This window comes from Mesorhizobium sp. LEGMi-168a, assembly GCF_058312955.1.
Window position 1 is genome coordinate 18,912 of sequence record NZ_JBZEGV010000025.1, and the last position, 16,490, is coordinate 35,401.

Genomic DNA, 16,490 nt, shown 5'->3' on the forward strand with positions numbered 1-16,490 from the left:
GGGACAAACTGACCAATCTGCGTGCCAGCCTCAAGGAGAATCCGAATGAACGCCAATGTCTTTTCCGGCTGCATGCCGGCGCTGATGACGCCTTGCACCAATGATCGCCTTCCCGACTTCGACGCGCTCGTGCGCAAGGGGCGCGAGCTGATCGCCGCCGGAATGTCGGCGGTCGTCTATTGCGGCTCCATGGGCGACTGGCCGCTACTGAGCGACGAGCAGCGCATGGAAGGCGTCGAGCGCCTGGTCAAAGCCGGCGTGCCGGTGATCGTCGGCACCGGCGCGGTCAACACTGCCAGCGCCGTGGCGCACGCCGCCCATGCGCAAAAGGTCGGCGCTCGAGGCCTGATGGTGATCCCACGCGTGCTGTCGCGCGGGCCTTCGGTGACGGCGCAGCGCCACCACTTCAAGGCGATCCTCGCCGCCGCGCCCGATCTGCCGGCCGTCATCTACAACAGCCCTTATTACGGCTTCGCCACGCGCGCCGATCTGTTCTTCGCGCTGCGCGCCGAGCATCCGAACCTGGTCGGCTTCAAGGAGTTCGGCGGGCCGTCGGATTTGCGCTATGCGGCGGAAAACATCACCAGCCGCGACGACGAGGTTGCGCTGATGATCGGCGTCGACACCGCCGTCTTCCACGGTTTCGTCAATTGCGGCGCCTCGGGCGCCATCACCGGCATCGGCAACGTGCTGCCCAAGGAAGTGCTGCATCTCGTGGGCCTCAGCCAGGCGGCGGCGAAGGGCGATGCCGAAGCGCGCCGGCTGGCGCTGGAGCTCGACGCCGCGCTCGCTGTGCTCTCCTCCTTCGACGAGGGTCCCGACCTGGTGCTCTATTTCAAGCACATGATGGTGCTCAAGGGTAACGCCGAATACAGGCTGCACTTCAACGAGACGGATGCGCTGAGCGACAGTCAGCGCGGCTATGCCGAGGCACAGCTCAGGCTTTTCGACGCCTGGTACGCCCAGTGGTCGAGGCAGCCCGCAATGGCGAGATACGCCGCCTGACCGGCCGGCATGGCGGGGGGCGTCCGGAATCATTAGCGCTCCTCCGCCATCATTTCGAGGCTGGCCAAACCTACCGGCTTTCGAGCAAACCCTCGAAAGCGCTCTCGAACACCTTGGCCATCTCGGCATAGCCATCGTCGGACGGATGCAGGCTGTCGCCGCAATCGAAAGCGCGGAGCAGCCTGGACGGGTTGGCGGGGTCGGCCAGCGCGCGCTCGAAATCGACGACAGCGTCAGCCTCGCCGGATGTCCTGATCCAGGCGTTTACCGCCTGCCGGTCACGCTCCTTGGACTGAGAGTAGAAGGTCTTTAGCGGCAGGCCTTCGAAGGCGCCGCCGAAGGGCGGCAGCGTGCCGAGCAGCACCTTGATGCCGTTGAGGCGGGCGCGTGCGATCAACTGCCGGTAGGCCGCGATCAGGTCTTCGACGGCGACCGCCTCTTCGCCCCCGGCAAGCATGGTCTCCGGCCAGCCGATGTCGTTGATGCCTTCCAGCACCGAGATCCATTTGACGTTGGGAAAGCTCAGCACATCGCGATCGAAGCGGGCGAGCGCGTTGGCGCCGCGGGCGCGGCTGGCGAGCATGCGGTTGCCGCCGATCCCCTGGTTGAGGACACCGATGCCTGACAGCCGGCCGCTTTTTGCAAGCCGATCCGCCAGCCGGTCCGGCCAGCGCGCATTGCCGTCGATGGTCGAGCCGAAACCGTCGGTGATGGAATCGCCGAGACAAACCAGCGAGCCGCTGCCCGGCCCGCTCTCGACCAGAACGGCGCCCAAGAAATAGCGGCTGGTCGAGGTCTGCTGTACCGGCAGTTCGGCTGCGCCGGCGAAATCCCCGAACTCCGAAATGTAGGCGGTCTGCTGCGCCTCGTAGTGGTAGGTCTCGATCGGCGCGAAGTCGGGGAAATAGAGGCTGATCGCGATCAGCCCGAGATCGGGAACCTCGAGCTCGATCGGGTCGCTGAGCAGTGGCGCGCCGGGTGCCAGAACCGTTTCCCGCATCCCCCCGAACGTGACCGACCGGATGCTGGCGGCGTCGATCGCGCCATCTTTCGCGGCAAGGGCCACGGTGGCGGCGCCGATCCGCACCGGCGAGGCGCCATATTCGTTGGACAGCCTCAATCGGAACCTCTCGCCGCCCGTGCTGACGCGCAGCACCTGGCGCACCGTCTGCTGGTGGAAGCCGTAGAGCACCGCGTCTCCCGGCCAGACATTCATCGGGCTGGCGCTCCAGGTTCCGATCCAGTGTTCCATTCTCTCCATCCCTTCGATTCCTGGCGCGCAGCCCCTCGCGAACACAGATAGCGGCAGCGTGCGCCGCGGGCTACCGGTTGCGCCTTCCACGACACATACATTTTTGACTTGGCCCAACCGCGAGCCGGCAGGCTGGCCGGAGTGGCCGGCTTCCTCTACACATCCTATCTCGGCGGCGTCAGCGTCACCGTCGGCAGCACGACGCTGCCCTATGCGGTGGCCGCACCGGTCATCGGCGGCGTTTCGCTGTTTGGTGGGCGCGGCCGCGTCATCGGCATGCTCGGCGGCACGCTGCTGATCACCGTCATCCAGACCGGCCTGCAGCTCATCAACGTCTCGGCCTACTACATCCAGATGATCGGCGGGGCGATGATCCTGCTCGCGATCGCCGTCGACGCCTTCCGCGTCCGAAGCGAGGAGCGCGGCGCCGTTTGAGACGCGGTCTGTGGAGGCTCAGAATAGTCAAAAAAGTACCAATGATCCGACAGGAACATAGTGGCGCCGGTTTTGTCGGCTCAGTAGTCTGGCTGGCATGAGGCCGATGGAGGAGGCGCGTCGACGAGGCGATCGCGCTGGCGGCCTTGTACGGGAGGAACTGCGATGAAACCTGATCTCGAGGTTGTGCAGATCAGGCCGGGCGAGTCGTTCACCGCCTGGTCGCACGGCTATCCGTTCCGCACGGTCCGCTGGCATTTCCATCCGGAATACGAGCTGCACCTCATCGTCGCCACCCGCGGACGCTATTTCGTCGGCGATTTCATCGGCGAGTTCGAGCCCGGCAATCTGGTGCTGACCGGCCCCAACCTGCCGCACAACTGGGTGAGCGATGTGCCGAAGGACGCGACGGTGCCGCTGCGCTGCCGCATCATCCAGTTCAACGAAGGCTTCATCGACGGCGCCATCAACACCTTCCCCGAGCTTGGCGCTCTGACGCCGGTGCTGGAAGCCTCGCGCCGTGGCGTGCTGTTCAGCCGGCAGACCAGCCGGCAGCTTGGCCCCCTGATGGAAGAGATCATGAATTCGCAAGGCGTGCGCCGCATCGAGTTGTTCATGATGATGATGGGCCTGCTCAGCCGCGCCGAGGGCGCGCGTATGCTGGCCAGCGCAAGCTATCTGCCCGACCCGTCGGGCTATATGTCGGCCGGCATCAACAAGGCGCTCGCCTATCTGCGCGAGAACCTGACCCAGCCCTTCAGCGAGACGGATCTGGCCGAGATCGCCGGTCAGTCGCCCAGCGTCTTTTCGCGCTCCTTCCGCCAGCACACCGGCATGACCTTGGTGCAGTATGTGAAGCGGCTGCGCATCAACCTGGCCTGCCAGATGCTGATGAGCGACGAGCAGGCTTCGATCACCAACATCTGCTTCGAGGTCGGCTACAACACCCTTTCCAACTTCAACCGGCAGTTCCTCGTCGAAAAGGGCATGACGCCTTCGCATTTCCGGCGGCTGACACTGCACAACATCAATCTGGCGAGAGCGGCCTAGCCGCCAAACCGCGCAGCTCACCCAGCAATGACCTCTAAGCAGATCGGCGCAACCAGCCGCGGAGTTGAACGATGAGCAGCCACTTCATCGGCATCGACATCGGCACCGGCAGCGCCCGCGCCGGTGTCTTCGACGAAACGGGCGCCATGCTGGCATCCGCCAAGGCCGACATCGCCATCTGGCATGCCGAAGGCCATATCGTCGAGCAATCGAGCAACGACATCTGGCGCGCCGTTGTGGCCACGATCCGCGAGGCCGTGGCGCTGGCCGGCGTTTCGGCCCAGTCGGTACGCGGCATCGGCTTCGACGCGACCTGCTCGCTTGTCGTTCTCGGGCCGGGCGGCGCGCCGCTGACGGTCAGCCCGTCGGGCGATCCGGAGCGCAACATCATCGTCTGGATGGATCATCGCGCCACCGAGCAAGCGCGCAGGATCAACGAAACCGGCGAGGACGTGCTCAACTATGTCGGCGGCACCATCTCGCCGGAGATGGAAACGCCGAAGCTCTTGTGGCTCGCCGAGAACATGCCGCGGGCTTTCGCCGCCGCGTGGCAGTTCATGGACCTCGCCGATTTCCTGACCTGGCGGGCGACCGGCAGCCTGGCGCGCTCGACCTGCACGGTGACCTGCAAGTGGACGTATCTCGCCCGCGAGGCGCGCTGGGACGAGGCTTATTTCCGCAAAGCCGGGCTCGGCCCGCTTGCGGATGAGAAATTCGCGCGGATCGGTACCGAGATCGTGGCGCCCGGAAGCGCGCTCGCCAACGGCTTGACGAACGAAGCGGCGGCCGAGCTCGGCCTCCTGCCTGGAACGCCCGTCGCGGCCGGCATGATCGACGCCCATGCCGGCGGCATCGGCTCGGTCGGCGCGCGCGGCGGCGCCGGCGGCGTGACGACCCGCATGGCTTATGTCTTCGGCACCTCCGCCTGCACCATGACGACAACCGAACAACCGGCCTTCGTGCCGGGCGTATGGGGTCCCTACTTCTCCGCCATGGTGCCGGGCCTGTGGCTGAACGAAGGCGGCCAGTCGGCCGCCGGCGCCGCCATCGATCGCCTGGTCGGCATGCATCCCGCCGCCGTCGAGCTTGCCGGGATCGCGGCGCGCAGCGGCCGGAGCCTCAGCCAGTGGCTGGCGCAGGAGGCTGAGCGGCACGGCGGCGCGGCCAGCGCGGACAAGCTCATCGGCGGACTGCACGTCGTTCCCGAATTTCTCGGCAATCGCGCCCCCTTGGCCAATCCCGACGCGCGCGGACTGATTGCCGGGCTGGACATGGCGACCGGCGCCGACAGCCTCGTCGCGCTCTATCTCGCCGGCATCTGCGGCCTCGGCTATGGCGCCCGGCAGATTCTCGAGGCCATGCGCGCCTGCGGCATCAATATCGACACGATCGCCATCAGCGGCGGCGCGGGGCAAAGTCCGCTGGTGCGGCAGCTCATTGCCGACACCGCCGGCAAGCTGGTCTACGCGCCGACATCTCCCGAGCCCGTGCTGCTCGGCTCGGCGATGCTCGGCGCCGTGGCCGGCGGCCACCATCCCGACCTTCCGGCGGCCATGGCGGCCATGTCGGAGGTGGGCGAGGTCTATTCGCCCAACCCCTCGCTCGCCGCCTGGCACGACAGGCGCTTTGCGGCGTTCGAACGCCTGCAGGCGGCGGCGCTGTCGGTGCTGGCTGTTTGAAATTTCCATTTGGCGGCGGATGACGGCCATGCCAGCTCCGCCGAGCTTCGCCATCAACTTGCCACCCCTTCACCGGGAACCATCGCCCGGTGGAGGGGTTGTGTCGTCAGTCTTCGAGACATGGAGGAAAGACGATGCGGACATTGACGATGGTCCTCACGCTTTCAGCGCTGGCCCTGGCGCAGCCGGCCTCAGCCCAACGCGCCGATCCGCAGCCACCGAAGGCCTTGCCGCCGGCACAGCAACCTGCGCCTGACCAGCCCCAGGCACAACCCGATCAGGACAATTCCGGTCAGAAATTCACCAATGTCGTGGTGGTGGCGATCGAGGACCTGCCCGCTGAAGTGAAGGCGCAGGCGGAGGCCGTGGTCACCAGGACGACTGCCAAGAACCTGGCCAAGCTGCAGAAATCGATCGATGCCTCCCCCGAGGCGGTATCGGTCCTGCATGCGAACGGGTTGAATTCCTCGCAGGTCGTGGCAGCCAACATCGATGGCGACGGCACGCTGACGCTGATCATCCAGACGACGACATGATCGGCGCCGTAACGCAGGACTGACCGCGGACCGGGCGGCACCCGCTAAGCAACCAGATTCCGCGGAGGGTCGCCATGGCCAAAACCGCAGTCCGTAACTTCACTCTCAACTTCGGACCGCAACACCCATCGGCGCACGGTGTGCTCAGGCTGGTGCTGGAACTGGATGGAGAGATCGTCGACCGCGCCGATCCGCATATCGGTCTGCTCCATCGCGGCACCGAGAAACTGATCGAATACAAGAACTATCTGCAGGCCCTGCCCTATTTCGACCGGCTAGACTACGTCGCGCCGATGAATCAGGAGCATGCCTTCTGCCTCGCCGCCGAGAAGCTGCTCGAACTACCGGTTCCCCGGCGCGGGCAGCTCATCCGTGTCCTGTTCTGCGAGATCGGCCGGCTGTTGTCGCATCTGCTCAACGTCACCACGCAGGCCATGGATATCGGCGCGCTGACGCCGCCGCTCTGGGGCTTCGTCGAGCGTGAGAAGCTGATGGTCTTCTATGAACGCGCGTCCGGTGCCCGCATGCATGCCAACTATTTCCGGGTCGGCGGCGTCCATCAGGATCTGCCTGGGCGGTTGCTCGACGACATCTGGGATTTCTGTGACCCGTTCCTGAAAGTCTGCGACAATCTCGAGGAGTTGCTGACCGACAACCGCATCTTCAAGCAGCGCAATGTCGATATCGGCGCAATCTCGCTCGACGATGCCTGGGCATGGGGCTTCTCCGGCCCCATGGTGCGCGGCTCGGGCGCGGCGTGGGATCTGCGCAAGGCGCAGCCTTACGAGTGCTATCCCGAGATGGATTTCGACATACCCGTCGGCAAGCACGGCGACTGCTACGACCGCTACCTCGTGCGCATGGAGGAGATGCGGCAGTCGGTGCGGATCATGCGGCAGTGTCTTGAGAAACTGCGTTCGGCCGACGGCGCGGGGCCGGTCGCCGCGCCCAACCAGAAGATCACGCCGCCGCCGCGCGCCACCATGAAGCGCTCGATGGAAGCGACGATCCAGCATTTCAAGCTCTACACCGAAGGGCACCGCGTGCCGCCTGGCGAGGTTTACGCCGCGGTGGAAGCGCCGAAAGGCGAGTTCGGCGTCTATCTGGTGTCGAACGGCAGCAATGTTCCCTATCGCTGCAAGATACGCGCGCCGTCCTTCGCCCATCTCCAGGCGATGGACTATCTGTCGCGCGGGCACATGATCGCCGACGTCGCGGCCATCATAGGCTCGCTCGACATCGTGTTCGGCGAGATCGATCGCTGACTGAAGCCTTCCGGAAAACAGGGCCGAACCCTGCCGGCGACGGGAGAGAGCAGGCAACTCCCCTCCGCCTCCGGCAAAGTCCGGTATTGAACTTCCGCGCGGTTCCAGGAACCGCGGCTATCGCCTCAGTGCATGAACACCGATCTCAGCCAGGCGAGAATGCCTGAGCCCGGAGAGATCGCCGCGCGAACGCGGGACGCCGCCCAGCGTGCCGGCAGATTGGCGCCGACATGGCAATGGCAGACGACCTCATGCAGCTGCCAGTCGCTGAGCTCGAAGAAGCGCTTCGCTTCGCCGTAACTGTCGTCCCGCAAACCTTGCGTACGAAAGAACGGGTCTTCGAAAGCGACAGTGATCGGCGATCCGGCCGCACGCATTCTTTCGCGCACGTCGGGGGTCGCGTATTCAGTGCCCGCAAGCGCCGTGAGGCGCCGGCCGGGATCTTGCTCGAGAAGTTGCGCCCAGCGTTCGAGGCGCTGGCCTCGACTGGCGAAGAGTACCGCTGCTTCAGCATGAACGTCGGCAACGGCATTGAGTTGGTCAACGGTTTGGTACTTCAAGGCCGCCTCCTATGTCGGCAGTTTGACCACCCACCCCGCAATGGAATTAAGGCGCTGCATGGCGCCGGCAAGAGCCGAAATGGGTTACGGGAATCATTTGATCGGCATTCGCGTCGGGCGCCGCCCGAATGTGGCAGGCTCGCATTGGAACCATCCGCGGGCATGACCGTTCTGCCAGCGTCAGCCGCCAGTCGGGCGCTCGATGAGCGCCAGGGGAATGCGGCGATCAATCCGTCATGTTCTGGTCGGGCAGATATCCGGTTGCCGGAAACCGCATCACGCCGACGGCTTGCCAGCGCAACGAGGGAAATAACTGAATGGCCATTATCCCCAATCCCGATCCCGCACCTACGCCAGTCCCCACGCCGCCGCCTTTTCCCGACCCGAAGCCGATGCGCGAGCCGGATCCGGAAAGGCTGCCGGACGAGGAACCCGTCCCCAATCCGGATGAGAACGATGTGCCGCCCAAGCACTCGGGAGCGGGCACGATTCAGCGCTAGAGCCGGATGATTTCAGGTCGAATCGACCTGAAATCTGAATCCGGCTCTAAATCAAAGAGATAGAGCATGATGTCCCCCGAAAACCGCTTCACACTTTTCGGCATCATGCTCTAGGGTGTGTTGATATTCAGGTGATGCCGGCCTGCAAACGGCGGCTTCCTGCGCTTCCGGTGCTCACGTACTTTTAGTACGCTCCGCTCCGGTTCTCGGAACCCACCATTTTCGACTCGGCCTGACCTGAATCTCAACACACCCTAGCCGCAACGGCCGGCAGGAGGCGCGGCCGGCGCCTCCTGCATCCTCCGTTCATTCCCCGCGCATCGTCGCCTGGAAGGTCGGCAGATGCTTCTTCTGTGCCTCGATCATGCGCTCGCGGTAGACGCCGTAGATGACGTCGGTGTCGTGCAGCGTCACACCGGCGACGGTCGGCGAAGCGAAGACCGGCAATTCGATGCCGCGCTTCGACAGCTGCTCGGCGGTGCGGGCGAGCAACTCATGCGCCATGATCATCGCCAGCACCGTCGACGAACCCGACACCGGACGGCTCCAGCCTTCGATCGGCACCACCGCGTCCTCGATCGGCGAGCAGGTGTCGATGATAAGATCGGCGGCGTCCGCCAGCCGCTTGCCGGATGAATGCGTGGCCGGCTTGTCGAGATTGTTCTTGCTGGTGACGGCGACGACGAAGATGCCGCGCTTCTTGGCGTAAAGCGCGGTATCGATACCTGAGGAATTGCGGCCGCTATGGCCGAAGATGATGATGGAATCGCCCTTGTTGAGCGGCTGATGGTCGAGGAACTTCTCGGCATATTTCTCGGTCCGCTCCAACCATAGCAGCTCGCGCACGCCGCCGGCGCCGAGCACGTTGTGCCACATCACGCGCGGGTCGGTGAGCGGATTGAAGCCGACAAAGCTGCCATAGCGCGGGAACATCTCCTGCGCCGGCAGCACCGAATGGCCCGAGCCGTAGAGATGGACCAGCCCGCCATTTTGCAGCGTGTCGGCGAAGCGGCTTGCCGCCTGGCCGAAAGCCTCTTCATTGGCCTTCGATGCCTGTTCGATGAGAGCGACGAGACGGGGAACGTAGAGATCGGACACTTCGGTACTCCTGTTATCGTGTCAGCTTCTGGTGTTTGGGCGGCCGGCGCGCAGCGTCGAGCGAATCTCGTAGCGGTCGCCGCGCATGACCGAGACGGTGAATTCGAACGGGCCGCGCTCGTCGATGGTGATGCGCTCGACGACGAAAGCGGGACTGCCAGCCGGCAAATCGAGCAGTTCGGCATCGGCAGCGCTGACGGCGCCGACGCGGTAGTTCTCGCGCGCCTCGACCGGCACAATGCCGTACTGGCGCTCCAGCGCCTCATAGAGCGAACCCTTGAGCAGGCCGGCATCGAGGAAGCCTGGCACGCGCGCCGCGGCCAATTGCGCCGTCTGGATGCCGATAGGCTCGTTGTTGCCGAGCCTGAGCCGCCGGATGCGTACGATCGGGTCGCCCTCCTCGATCTCGAGCGCGCCAGCGGCAGCCGCATTGGCCGTGGTCAGGCTGCAATCGAGCAGGCGCGAGCCGGCGACGACGCCGATATTGCCCATCTCCTGGGTGAAGCTGGTGAGCTCGCGCGTGCCGGCGACCAGCGTGGTCGAGCGCACGAAGGTGCCCCTTCCATGCTCGCGCCTCAGCAGCCCGCTTTCCTCCAGATTGCGCAGCGCGTGGCGCAGCGTGATGCGGCTGACTCCGAACAGCGCGCAGAGCCGGTCCTCGGCCGGGATCTGGTCGCCGGTCGCCCACTCGCCGCTCTTGACGATGGCGCGGATCGCCTCCTCGACCTGATACCAGAGCGGTTCGGGCCGCCTGCGGTCCGGCTGCTGAAAGCTCGCTTCGCTCATCGGATCTGCCTCCACCCACTCCCCGCCTGCCCGGCAAGTGCCGCGCCAACCAGCCCCGCGCGCGGACCGAAAGCGCCAGGCCTCAATTCGATGTCGCGCAGATGCGGTGGCAATTGCAGCCGCAAAGCCTCAAGCAGCGGCGGTGCAATCACGTCCAGCGCATCGGCCAGGCCGCCCGACACCAGGATCACACCCGGGTCGAGCAGGCCGACGGCGCCGGCGAGCGCGGTACCCAGCCGGCGTGCCGGTTCTTCCAGCAAGGCAAGTGCCGCGCGGTTCCCTGCCCGGCCGGCCGCGATCAATTCGCCGCCGTTGGCGAGCCCGATCTGCGCGGACAGCGCATCGAGCGCGCGGCCCGAGGCGACGCGTTCCAGCCAGCCGCTGCGCTCCTCGCCTTGGTCGTCGATGTCGGCGCAGGCCCAGCCGAAGGAGCAGGCGCCGCCATGCGCGCCGGCGACGATGCGGCCGTTGGCCAGCACCGCCGAGCCGATGCCGGTGCCGATCGCAAGCAGGATCGCATCGGACACGCCCTTGGCCGCGCCTTCGGCCGCTTCCGCCAGCAGCGCTATCTGCGCGTCATTGCCGACCGCGACACCGATGTCGGGAAAAAGGGCTGCGACATCGATGCCGTCGAGCCAGGGTAGGTTCGGGATCCAGCGGCAGACGGAGCCTTCGACCAGTCCCGGCACCGCGAGCCCGAGCGCTTCGACGTTGCCGGCCTCACCAAGGGCCCGGACACGCGCGACGAAAGCGTCGAGGTTTCCCGGCGCCGGCTCGTGGCTTTGCTGCGCTAGCGCGGCGATATCACCTGTGGAGACGGCGGTCCGCAGATTGGTGCCGCCGAGATCGATGGCCAGCACCCGCGTCATGTGTCGCGCCCCCGGTCGGCAGGCGGCGCGAACAGGCCGCTGCCGGCATTCCAGGAATGCGAGGCGGCGGCAAAAGCCTGCGCATGGCGCGTGCCGCGCAGGCAGCCGCGCAGCCGGTAGAGCGCGCTGTAGTAGTCGACATAGGGGAAGCTGCTCAGCCCGCGCGCCAGCTCATACTCCATAACCGCCTCGTGCCAGGCCTCGAAACCGTCGCTGACATCGACCAGATGCTCGGGGCGGAAGCCTTCGTCGTCCTCCCAATTTTCGCCGAACAGCAAGAGCTGCGGCGTATGCGCGGGGTGAGCGCGCTTCAGCGTTGGCAGCGCCGAAAAGAAGATGCCATTCTGGGTGAGGTGCGCCGCGGCGCGATGGTCCTTGTGCCAGCTGCCGTGCCAGTGGGTGATGACGACCTCCGGCTTCACCTCGCGGATGACGTCGCAGACCTGCAGGGCGGTCGCGCTGTCGTTGGGCAGGAAGGCGTCGCGCAGCTTCATGCTCAGCATTGACACGCCGAGCCGCGCCGCAGCCTTCGCCGCCTCGTCCTCCTTCTGTGCCGAATACTGCTCCGGGATCAGGCAGGGATGGCCCTGCTCGCCCATCGAGAGATGCAGGAAGGTGACCGCCGCACCGCCCTTGGCCGCTGCCGCCGCAAGAGGTCCGGCGATGACCTCGGCATCGAAGGCATGCGCCCCCACGACCAGGATCGAGCGCGCGGCATAGACCTTGTCCTCGATCATTTCATGCCTCCCCCGGCGCCGACGCCCTCGCGAATCTGGCGCGCCAGCAAACAATACATGATCAGGATCGGCGCCATGGAGATCGCCAGCGAAGCAAACACCAGACCCCAATCGGTGCGGAACTGTCCGACGAAGACACTGATCGCCAGCGGTACCGTCTTGTAGCGGTCGTCGAAGATGAAGATCAGCGGGAAGAAGAAGTCGTTCCACACCGCGATCGCCGTGAAGATGGCGACGATCGACACCGCCGGCTTCACCGTCGGCAGCACGATCTGGAACAGGATGCGCGTCTCGCTGGCGCCGTCCATGCGCGCCGCCTCGTCGAGCTCGGACGGCAGCACGCGCATGAAATTGGCGAAGATGAAGACGGCGAAGGGAATGCGGATCGCCGCGTAGACCAGGATCAGCCCGGTGAGCGAATCGAGCAGGCCGAGGCTGCGCATCAGCGTGAACAGCTCCACCGATGCAAGCCTGATCGGCAGCATGATGCCGGAGAGGAACAGGCCAAGCATAATGGCGTTCCAGCCGAGCCTGTAGCGGCTGAGCGGATAGGCGGCCATCGCCGAGACGACGATGGTTAGCACCACCGCGCCGCCGGTGACGATCAGACTGTTGATGAAGTTGTGGCCGAGATCGGCGCGCGTCCAGGCGCGGACGAAATTGTCGAGCGCCCAGCTCTGCGGCAGGCCGAGACGGTTGTCGTAGATTTCGGCCGTCGTCTTGAAGCAGGAGACGACCAGGATGTAGAGCGGCAAAAGCACCGCCGCCGTCCAGACCAGAAGGATGGTCCAGCCGGGCAGCCGCGCCAGCCTCTGCGGGATAGCGCGCGCGCTCATAGCTCAACCGTCCGCTTGTCGAAGAAGCGCAACATCAGAAGCGTGCCGATGCTGAGCACGAGGAACAGCATGGTGCCGAGCGCCAGCGCCAGCCCGATGTCGGTGATACCGACCGCGCCCTCGGCGCCGAAGGCCAGCCGGTAGAAATAGGTGACCAGCGTGTCGGTCGAATAGCTCGGATTGCCCTGCACGCCCTGCATCACATAGACGATGTCGAACTGGTTGAAGGTGTTGATGAAGGAAAGCGTCGTCAGCGTGCCGAGCGCCGGCATCAACAGCGGCAGCGCAATGGAAAACAGCATGCGCGCATTGCCGGCGCCGTCGAGCTTAGCCGCCTCGAAGATCTGGCCGGAGATCTGTCTCAAGCCAGCCGTGTAAATCAGCACCGGCAGGCCCATCCAGTTCCACGCATCGACAGCGATCAGAATGCCAAGCGCCGTGCGGCTGTTGCCGAGCACCGTCAAGCTGCCCTGGTGCAGGCCGAGGCCGTTGAGCGCCCATTCGACGATGCCACCCGGCGCCAGAAGCAGACGCCACAGCGCGCCGACGATGACAGGGCTGAGCACCGCCGGGAAGAAGAACACCGACTGGAAGAAGGCCGCGCCCCTGTTGCGCAGGAAGAGCAGCCAGGCGAACAGAAGGCCGAGGCCGTTCTGCAGCAGCATGATGCCGAAGAACCACGCCGCGTTGTGCCCGAGCGCGCCATAGAGCCGCGCGCCGCTCGGGAAGACGAACAGGCGCGAGAAGTTCGCGAGCCCTGCGAACTCCTGTATGCGCAGCCCCTTCCAGGCGAAGAAGCTGCCCCACAGCGACATCAGCAGCGGATAGAGCACGAACAGCCCGTAGACGGCCAAAGCCGGCAGGATGAACAGCACGGCCATGCGCTGCTGCGTGCGCTGGAGGCTGGTCATGCGGCGGAACTTGATCATCGGCTGTTTCTGTCTGGATGGAACGCCGGCCGCATCGCGGCCGGCTGAATGCCTTACTGCTTTGGCTTGAACCAGGTGGCGACGGCGGCCTGCATGTCGGCCGCCAGCTTCTCCGGCGCGACATTGCCCTCGACCATGTCGATGATCTCCGACTGCATCACCGAGGAAGCGGTCGGCGTCTGCCAGCGGAAGCCGACAAGCGTGAGATAGGGCGTCGAGTTCTTCGACATCTCCATCATCTTGCTGAGCACCGGATCCTTGACGGTGACGTCGGTGCGGGCCGGCGGCCAGCCGAGCTCGTCGGCGAAGAGTTGCGCGAACTCGGCCGAAGCCATGAAGTTCAGCACCTTGGTCGCCGCCTCCTTGTTCTGGCTTTCCGAGACCAGGCCGTAGGAGCCGTCCGAGAAGGCCGACGTGTAGAGCTTGGTCGAGGCGTCGTCGGCGGGGAACGGGAAGATCGAGAATTTCAGCTTCGGGTTCTGCGACTTGAAGCTGCCGTTCTCGAACGAGCCACCGAGGAACATCGCCGCCTTGCCGCCGATGAACTGCTGTGTGGCGGTGGTGTAGTCGATGCCGGCGAAGCCATCGGAATAATAAGGCTTCAGCTCGGCGAAGCGCTTCAGCGCCGCAACGTAGCGAGGATCCTCGAACGTCGCCTTGCCGCCCATCATCTCGTCATAGAAGCCAGGCCCGTAGATCGTCGGGCCGATGACGCCGACGCCGATCTCCAGCTCCCAGGCCGAGCCGTTGGCGCCGCCATTGGCGATCGGCGTGATGCCCGCCGCCTTGAGTTTTTCGCAGGCGGCGACGAAGTCCTTGTAGGTCTTGGGGATCTGGATGCCTTGCGCGGCGAAAATGTCCTCGTTGTAGAAGACGCCCATCATCGGCACCGAATAGGGCACGCCATAGAGCTTGCCGTCGGCGCGGCCGCGCGCGCCGCCAAGGGCTGCATCCGGCATGTTCTTCAATTCCGCCACGCTGTCGTCGAGCGCTTCGAGATAGCCGCCTTCGATGAAGGGCTGCAATTCGCCATAGGCCTTGAGCTGCGCGATGTCGGGGCCGCGGCCGCCGCGCAGCGCCGTGCTCAAACGGTTCTGGTAGTCGGCGTCGGGCGTGAACTGGATATCGACCTTAACGCCCGGATTGTTCTTCTCGAAGACATCGAAGATGCGGCGCATCGCGGCCTCGTCCTCGGTGCGCCAGCTCCACAGCGTCACCGTTGAGTCAGCGCGGGCGGGCAGTGTCGTGAAAACGCCGGCGAAAGCGGCGACGAAGCCGCCGATCAGGCCGAGCGCGGCGCGACGGTGGATTGAAAGCATGCTCATTGCCAGTTCTCCCATTTTTGGTTTTGAGGCTCGCGCGGCAGCGAGACCGCCAGAGAGTCATCTGCTTTTCCATCAAGTCATTATAACGACATGATGCCCCTCGCAAGAGCCTGGAAGCCGTGGCTGATTATCCGACCGACCAAGAAAGAGACGCGAATGAAGGCATAACAGGATGATATATATAGATAATTTTATAAATCTGCCGTTGCTGTGGATTTTTTGATCCGCAAGCCCACCCGAAACGTTGCATAGAAGGGCTTGCGCCAAAGATCAAACTTGTCATAACGTCATTGCTCTTGTCACGGCTTATGTGGAGGGATGCCGATGTCGCTTGCCTGGATCTCGAAACTGGCTCTTGCCGCGGGTCTCGTCGCCTTGCCTGCGACCGGCTGGGCGCAATCGGTCAACATCTCCTATCTCACCCACTGGTCGCCCGAGACGGTGGCGCTGCTTGAAGCAGCCGCGAAGGATTTTTCGAAGGAGAATCCCGACGTCGGCATCACCGTGCGCGCGGTTCCGTTCGGCGACCTGCTCACCACGCTGCGCTCACAGGGCGGCTCCTCCGACGGCCCGACGATCGGCGGCATCTATGATCTCTGGCTGCCGGAACTGGCAAAAGACAAGCTCGTCGCCCCTGCCCCCGAAGCGGTAGCCAATGAAGTGAAGAGCGCATGGCCGGCGGGCGTCGTCAGCGCCGCCTCGGTCGGCGGCACGCTCTACGGCATTCCGAACGAGATCGACGTCTACGCGCTGAACTACAACAAGGAACTGTTCAAGGAGGCCGGCATTGCCGCGCCGCCCAAGACCTGGGCCGAATTCAAGGATGCCGCGACAAAACTGACCAACAAGGATAAGGGCCAGCAGGGTTTTGGCATGATCAACTCATGGGCGGCAGGCGTGGTCCATCCTTTCGCCTCGCTGCTCGTCTCCAATGGTGGCAACCTGGTCAAGGATGGCAAGCCGGCGCTGGACAGCGCCCAGGCCGGCCAGACCTTCGCGCTCTATGAAGACTTGATAAAGTCCGGCGCGAGCAATCCGGCGATGGCGACGGCCGACGCCAACACCACCGGTCCGTTCCTCGACAATTTCGTCTCCGGCAAGACCGGCATGATCATCATGGCCAACTGGTGGGAAAGCGCGCTGAAGACCGGCATGGGCGACAAGTTCGCTAACGTCGCCACAGCGCCGATCCCGGTCGGCCCGAGCGGCGACAAGCAGCATTCGATCTCCTATTCCTGGATGACGGTCGTCAACGCCAAGGCCGGCGAGGCGGAACAGAAGGCGGCCTGGGAATTCCTCGCCTGGCTGAACAGCCCGAAATCCGGCAAGAACGGCGCCTCGGCCATGTCCGACATCCTGATGTCGATGGGCATCCTGCCCTCGCGCAGCTCCGACATCGAGGCTCACAAGGACAAGCTCGGCTCCGAATTCCTCTCCGGCTATGTTTCCGTGCTTGCCGATGCGCGGCCTTTCCCGGTCGTGCTCGGCGGCCAGGAGTTCAGCGAGTCGCTGCAGCAGACGCTCGAGGCGTTGCAGTATGGCCAGGTCTCGGCCAAGGATGCCCAGGCGAACGCTGAGGCCGACGCCACGTCTATCCTGGAGCGCGCGGCGAAATAGGCTCGGGTCTT

Annotated in this window: 17 protein-coding genes; 8 read left to right on the forward strand and 9 right to left on the reverse strand. The window is 64.9% G+C overall.

Annotation, left to right across the window (positions count from 1 at the left end; translation table 11 throughout):
* Positions 1 to 45 precede the first annotated feature (45 nt).
* On the forward strand, positions 46 to 1,005 hold the full coding sequence (locus tag AC4FWB_RS26005) for a dihydrodipicolinate synthase family protein (protein ID WP_491029099.1): 960 nt from the start codon (positions 46 to 48) through the stop codon (positions 1,003 to 1,005).
* A 70-nt stretch (positions 1,006 to 1,075) separates the two neighbouring features.
* On the opposite strand, the gene AC4FWB_RS26010 is transcribed toward AC4FWB_RS26005, so the two are convergent.
* Entirely contained in the window at positions 1,076 to 2,257 is a 1,182-nt protein-coding gene (locus tag AC4FWB_RS26010; RefSeq protein ID WP_491029100.1) for an SGNH/GDSL hydrolase family protein, read from the reverse strand.
* 108 nt (positions 2,258 to 2,365) lie between these two features.
* On the opposite strand from AC4FWB_RS26010, the gene AC4FWB_RS26015 reads away from it, so the two are divergent.
* The 5 genes from AC4FWB_RS26015 (at position 2,366) to AC4FWB_RS26035 (ending at position 7,222) form a co-directional block, all read left to right on the forward strand.
* Positions 2,366 to 2,692 carry an ABC transporter permease gene (locus AC4FWB_RS26015; RefSeq protein WP_491029101.1) on the forward strand — a complete coding sequence of 109 codons (327 nt, stop codon included), beginning with the start codon at positions 2,366 to 2,368 and terminating at the stop codon, positions 2,690 to 2,692.
* Between the two features lie 165 nt (positions 2,693 to 2,857).
* The gene (locus tag AC4FWB_RS26020) at positions 2,858 to 3,742 is read left to right on the forward strand and encodes a cupin domain-containing protein (protein ID WP_491029102.1); all 885 of its coding nucleotides are present in this window, start codon (positions 2,858 to 2,860) and stop codon (positions 3,740 to 3,742) included.
* Between the two features lie 71 nt (positions 3,743 to 3,813).
* Positions 3,814 to 5,421: an FGGY-family carbohydrate kinase gene (locus AC4FWB_RS26025; RefSeq protein ID WP_491029103.1), complete on the forward strand. Its 1,608-nt coding sequence runs from the start codon at positions 3,814 to 3,816 to the stop codon at positions 5,419 to 5,421.
* A gap of 134 nt (positions 5,422 to 5,555) precedes the next feature.
* The gene (locus AC4FWB_RS26030) at positions 5,556 to 5,957 is read left to right on the forward strand and encodes a hypothetical protein (RefSeq protein ID WP_491029104.1); all 402 of its coding nucleotides are present in this window, start codon (positions 5,556 to 5,558) and stop codon (positions 5,955 to 5,957) included.
* A 74-nt stretch (positions 5,958 to 6,031) separates the two neighbouring features.
* Positions 6,032 to 7,222, forward strand: a complete 1,191-nt coding sequence (locus AC4FWB_RS26035; RefSeq protein ID WP_491029105.1) for an NADH-quinone oxidoreductase subunit D — start codon at positions 6,032 to 6,034, stop codon at positions 7,220 to 7,222.
* A 125-nt stretch (positions 7,223 to 7,347) separates the two neighbouring features.
* Here AC4FWB_RS26035 and AC4FWB_RS26040 read toward each other — a convergent pair whose 3' ends face one another.
* Positions 7,348 to 7,782 (reverse strand): hypothetical protein, encoded by a 435-nt coding sequence (locus AC4FWB_RS26040; RefSeq protein WP_491029106.1) that lies wholly within the window; start codon positions 7,780 to 7,782, stop codon positions 7,348 to 7,350.
* 317 nt (positions 7,783 to 8,099) lie between these two features.
* Here AC4FWB_RS26040 and AC4FWB_RS26045 point away from each other — a divergent pair, with 317 nt between their 5' ends.
* Positions 8,100 to 8,282: a hypothetical protein gene (locus tag AC4FWB_RS26045; RefSeq protein ID WP_491029107.1), complete on the forward strand. Its 183-nt coding sequence runs from the start codon at positions 8,100 to 8,102 to the stop codon at positions 8,280 to 8,282.
* Between the two features lie 306 nt (positions 8,283 to 8,588).
* On the opposite strand, the gene AC4FWB_RS26050 is transcribed toward AC4FWB_RS26045, so the two are convergent.
* Genes AC4FWB_RS26050 through AC4FWB_RS26080 form a run of 7 tightly spaced genes read right to left on the reverse strand, consistent with a single transcriptional unit; the run spans position 8,589 to position 14,862 of the window.
* Positions 8,589 to 9,380 (reverse strand): sugar isomerase domain-containing protein, encoded by a 792-nt coding sequence (locus AC4FWB_RS26050; protein ID WP_491029108.1) that lies wholly within the window; start codon positions 9,378 to 9,380, stop codon positions 8,589 to 8,591.
* Positions 9,381 to 9,401: 21 nt separating this feature from the next.
* The gene (locus AC4FWB_RS26055) at positions 9,402 to 10,166 is read right to left on the reverse strand and encodes a GntR family transcriptional regulator (protein ID WP_491029109.1); all 765 of its coding nucleotides are present in this window, start codon (positions 10,164 to 10,166) and stop codon (positions 9,402 to 9,404) included.
* The gene (locus tag AC4FWB_RS26060; RefSeq protein ID WP_491029110.1) at positions 10,163 to 11,035 is read right to left on the reverse strand and encodes an ROK family protein; all 873 of its coding nucleotides are present in this window, start codon (positions 11,033 to 11,035) and stop codon (positions 10,163 to 10,165) included. The genes AC4FWB_RS26055 and AC4FWB_RS26060 overlap by 4 nt, the downstream gene beginning before the upstream one ends.
* On the reverse strand, positions 11,032 to 11,772 hold the full coding sequence (locus AC4FWB_RS26065) for a PIG-L deacetylase family protein (RefSeq protein WP_491029111.1): 741 nt from the start codon (positions 11,770 to 11,772) through the stop codon (positions 11,032 to 11,034). The genes AC4FWB_RS26060 and AC4FWB_RS26065 overlap by 4 nt, the downstream gene beginning before the upstream one ends.
* Positions 11,769 to 12,608, reverse strand: a complete 840-nt coding sequence (locus tag AC4FWB_RS26070; RefSeq protein ID WP_491029112.1) for a carbohydrate ABC transporter permease — start codon at positions 12,606 to 12,608, stop codon at positions 11,769 to 11,771. The genes AC4FWB_RS26065 and AC4FWB_RS26070 overlap by 4 nt, the downstream gene beginning before the upstream one ends.
* Positions 12,605 to 13,537, reverse strand: a complete 933-nt coding sequence (locus tag AC4FWB_RS26075) for a carbohydrate ABC transporter permease (protein ID WP_491029113.1) — start codon at positions 13,535 to 13,537, stop codon at positions 12,605 to 12,607. The genes AC4FWB_RS26070 and AC4FWB_RS26075 overlap by 4 nt, the downstream gene beginning before the upstream one ends.
* 53 nt (positions 13,538 to 13,590) lie before the next feature.
* On the reverse strand, positions 13,591 to 14,862 hold the full coding sequence (locus AC4FWB_RS26080; protein WP_491029114.1) for an extracellular solute-binding protein: 1,272 nt from the start codon (positions 14,860 to 14,862) through the stop codon (positions 13,591 to 13,593).
* Between the two features lie 324 nt (positions 14,863 to 15,186).
* Between AC4FWB_RS26080 and AC4FWB_RS26085 the strand changes: the two genes are divergently transcribed.
* Entirely contained in the window at positions 15,187 to 16,479 is a 1,293-nt protein-coding gene (locus tag AC4FWB_RS26085) for an ABC transporter substrate-binding protein (protein WP_491029115.1), read from the forward strand.
* The last annotated feature ends 11 nt before the right edge of the window (positions 16,480 to 16,490 follow it).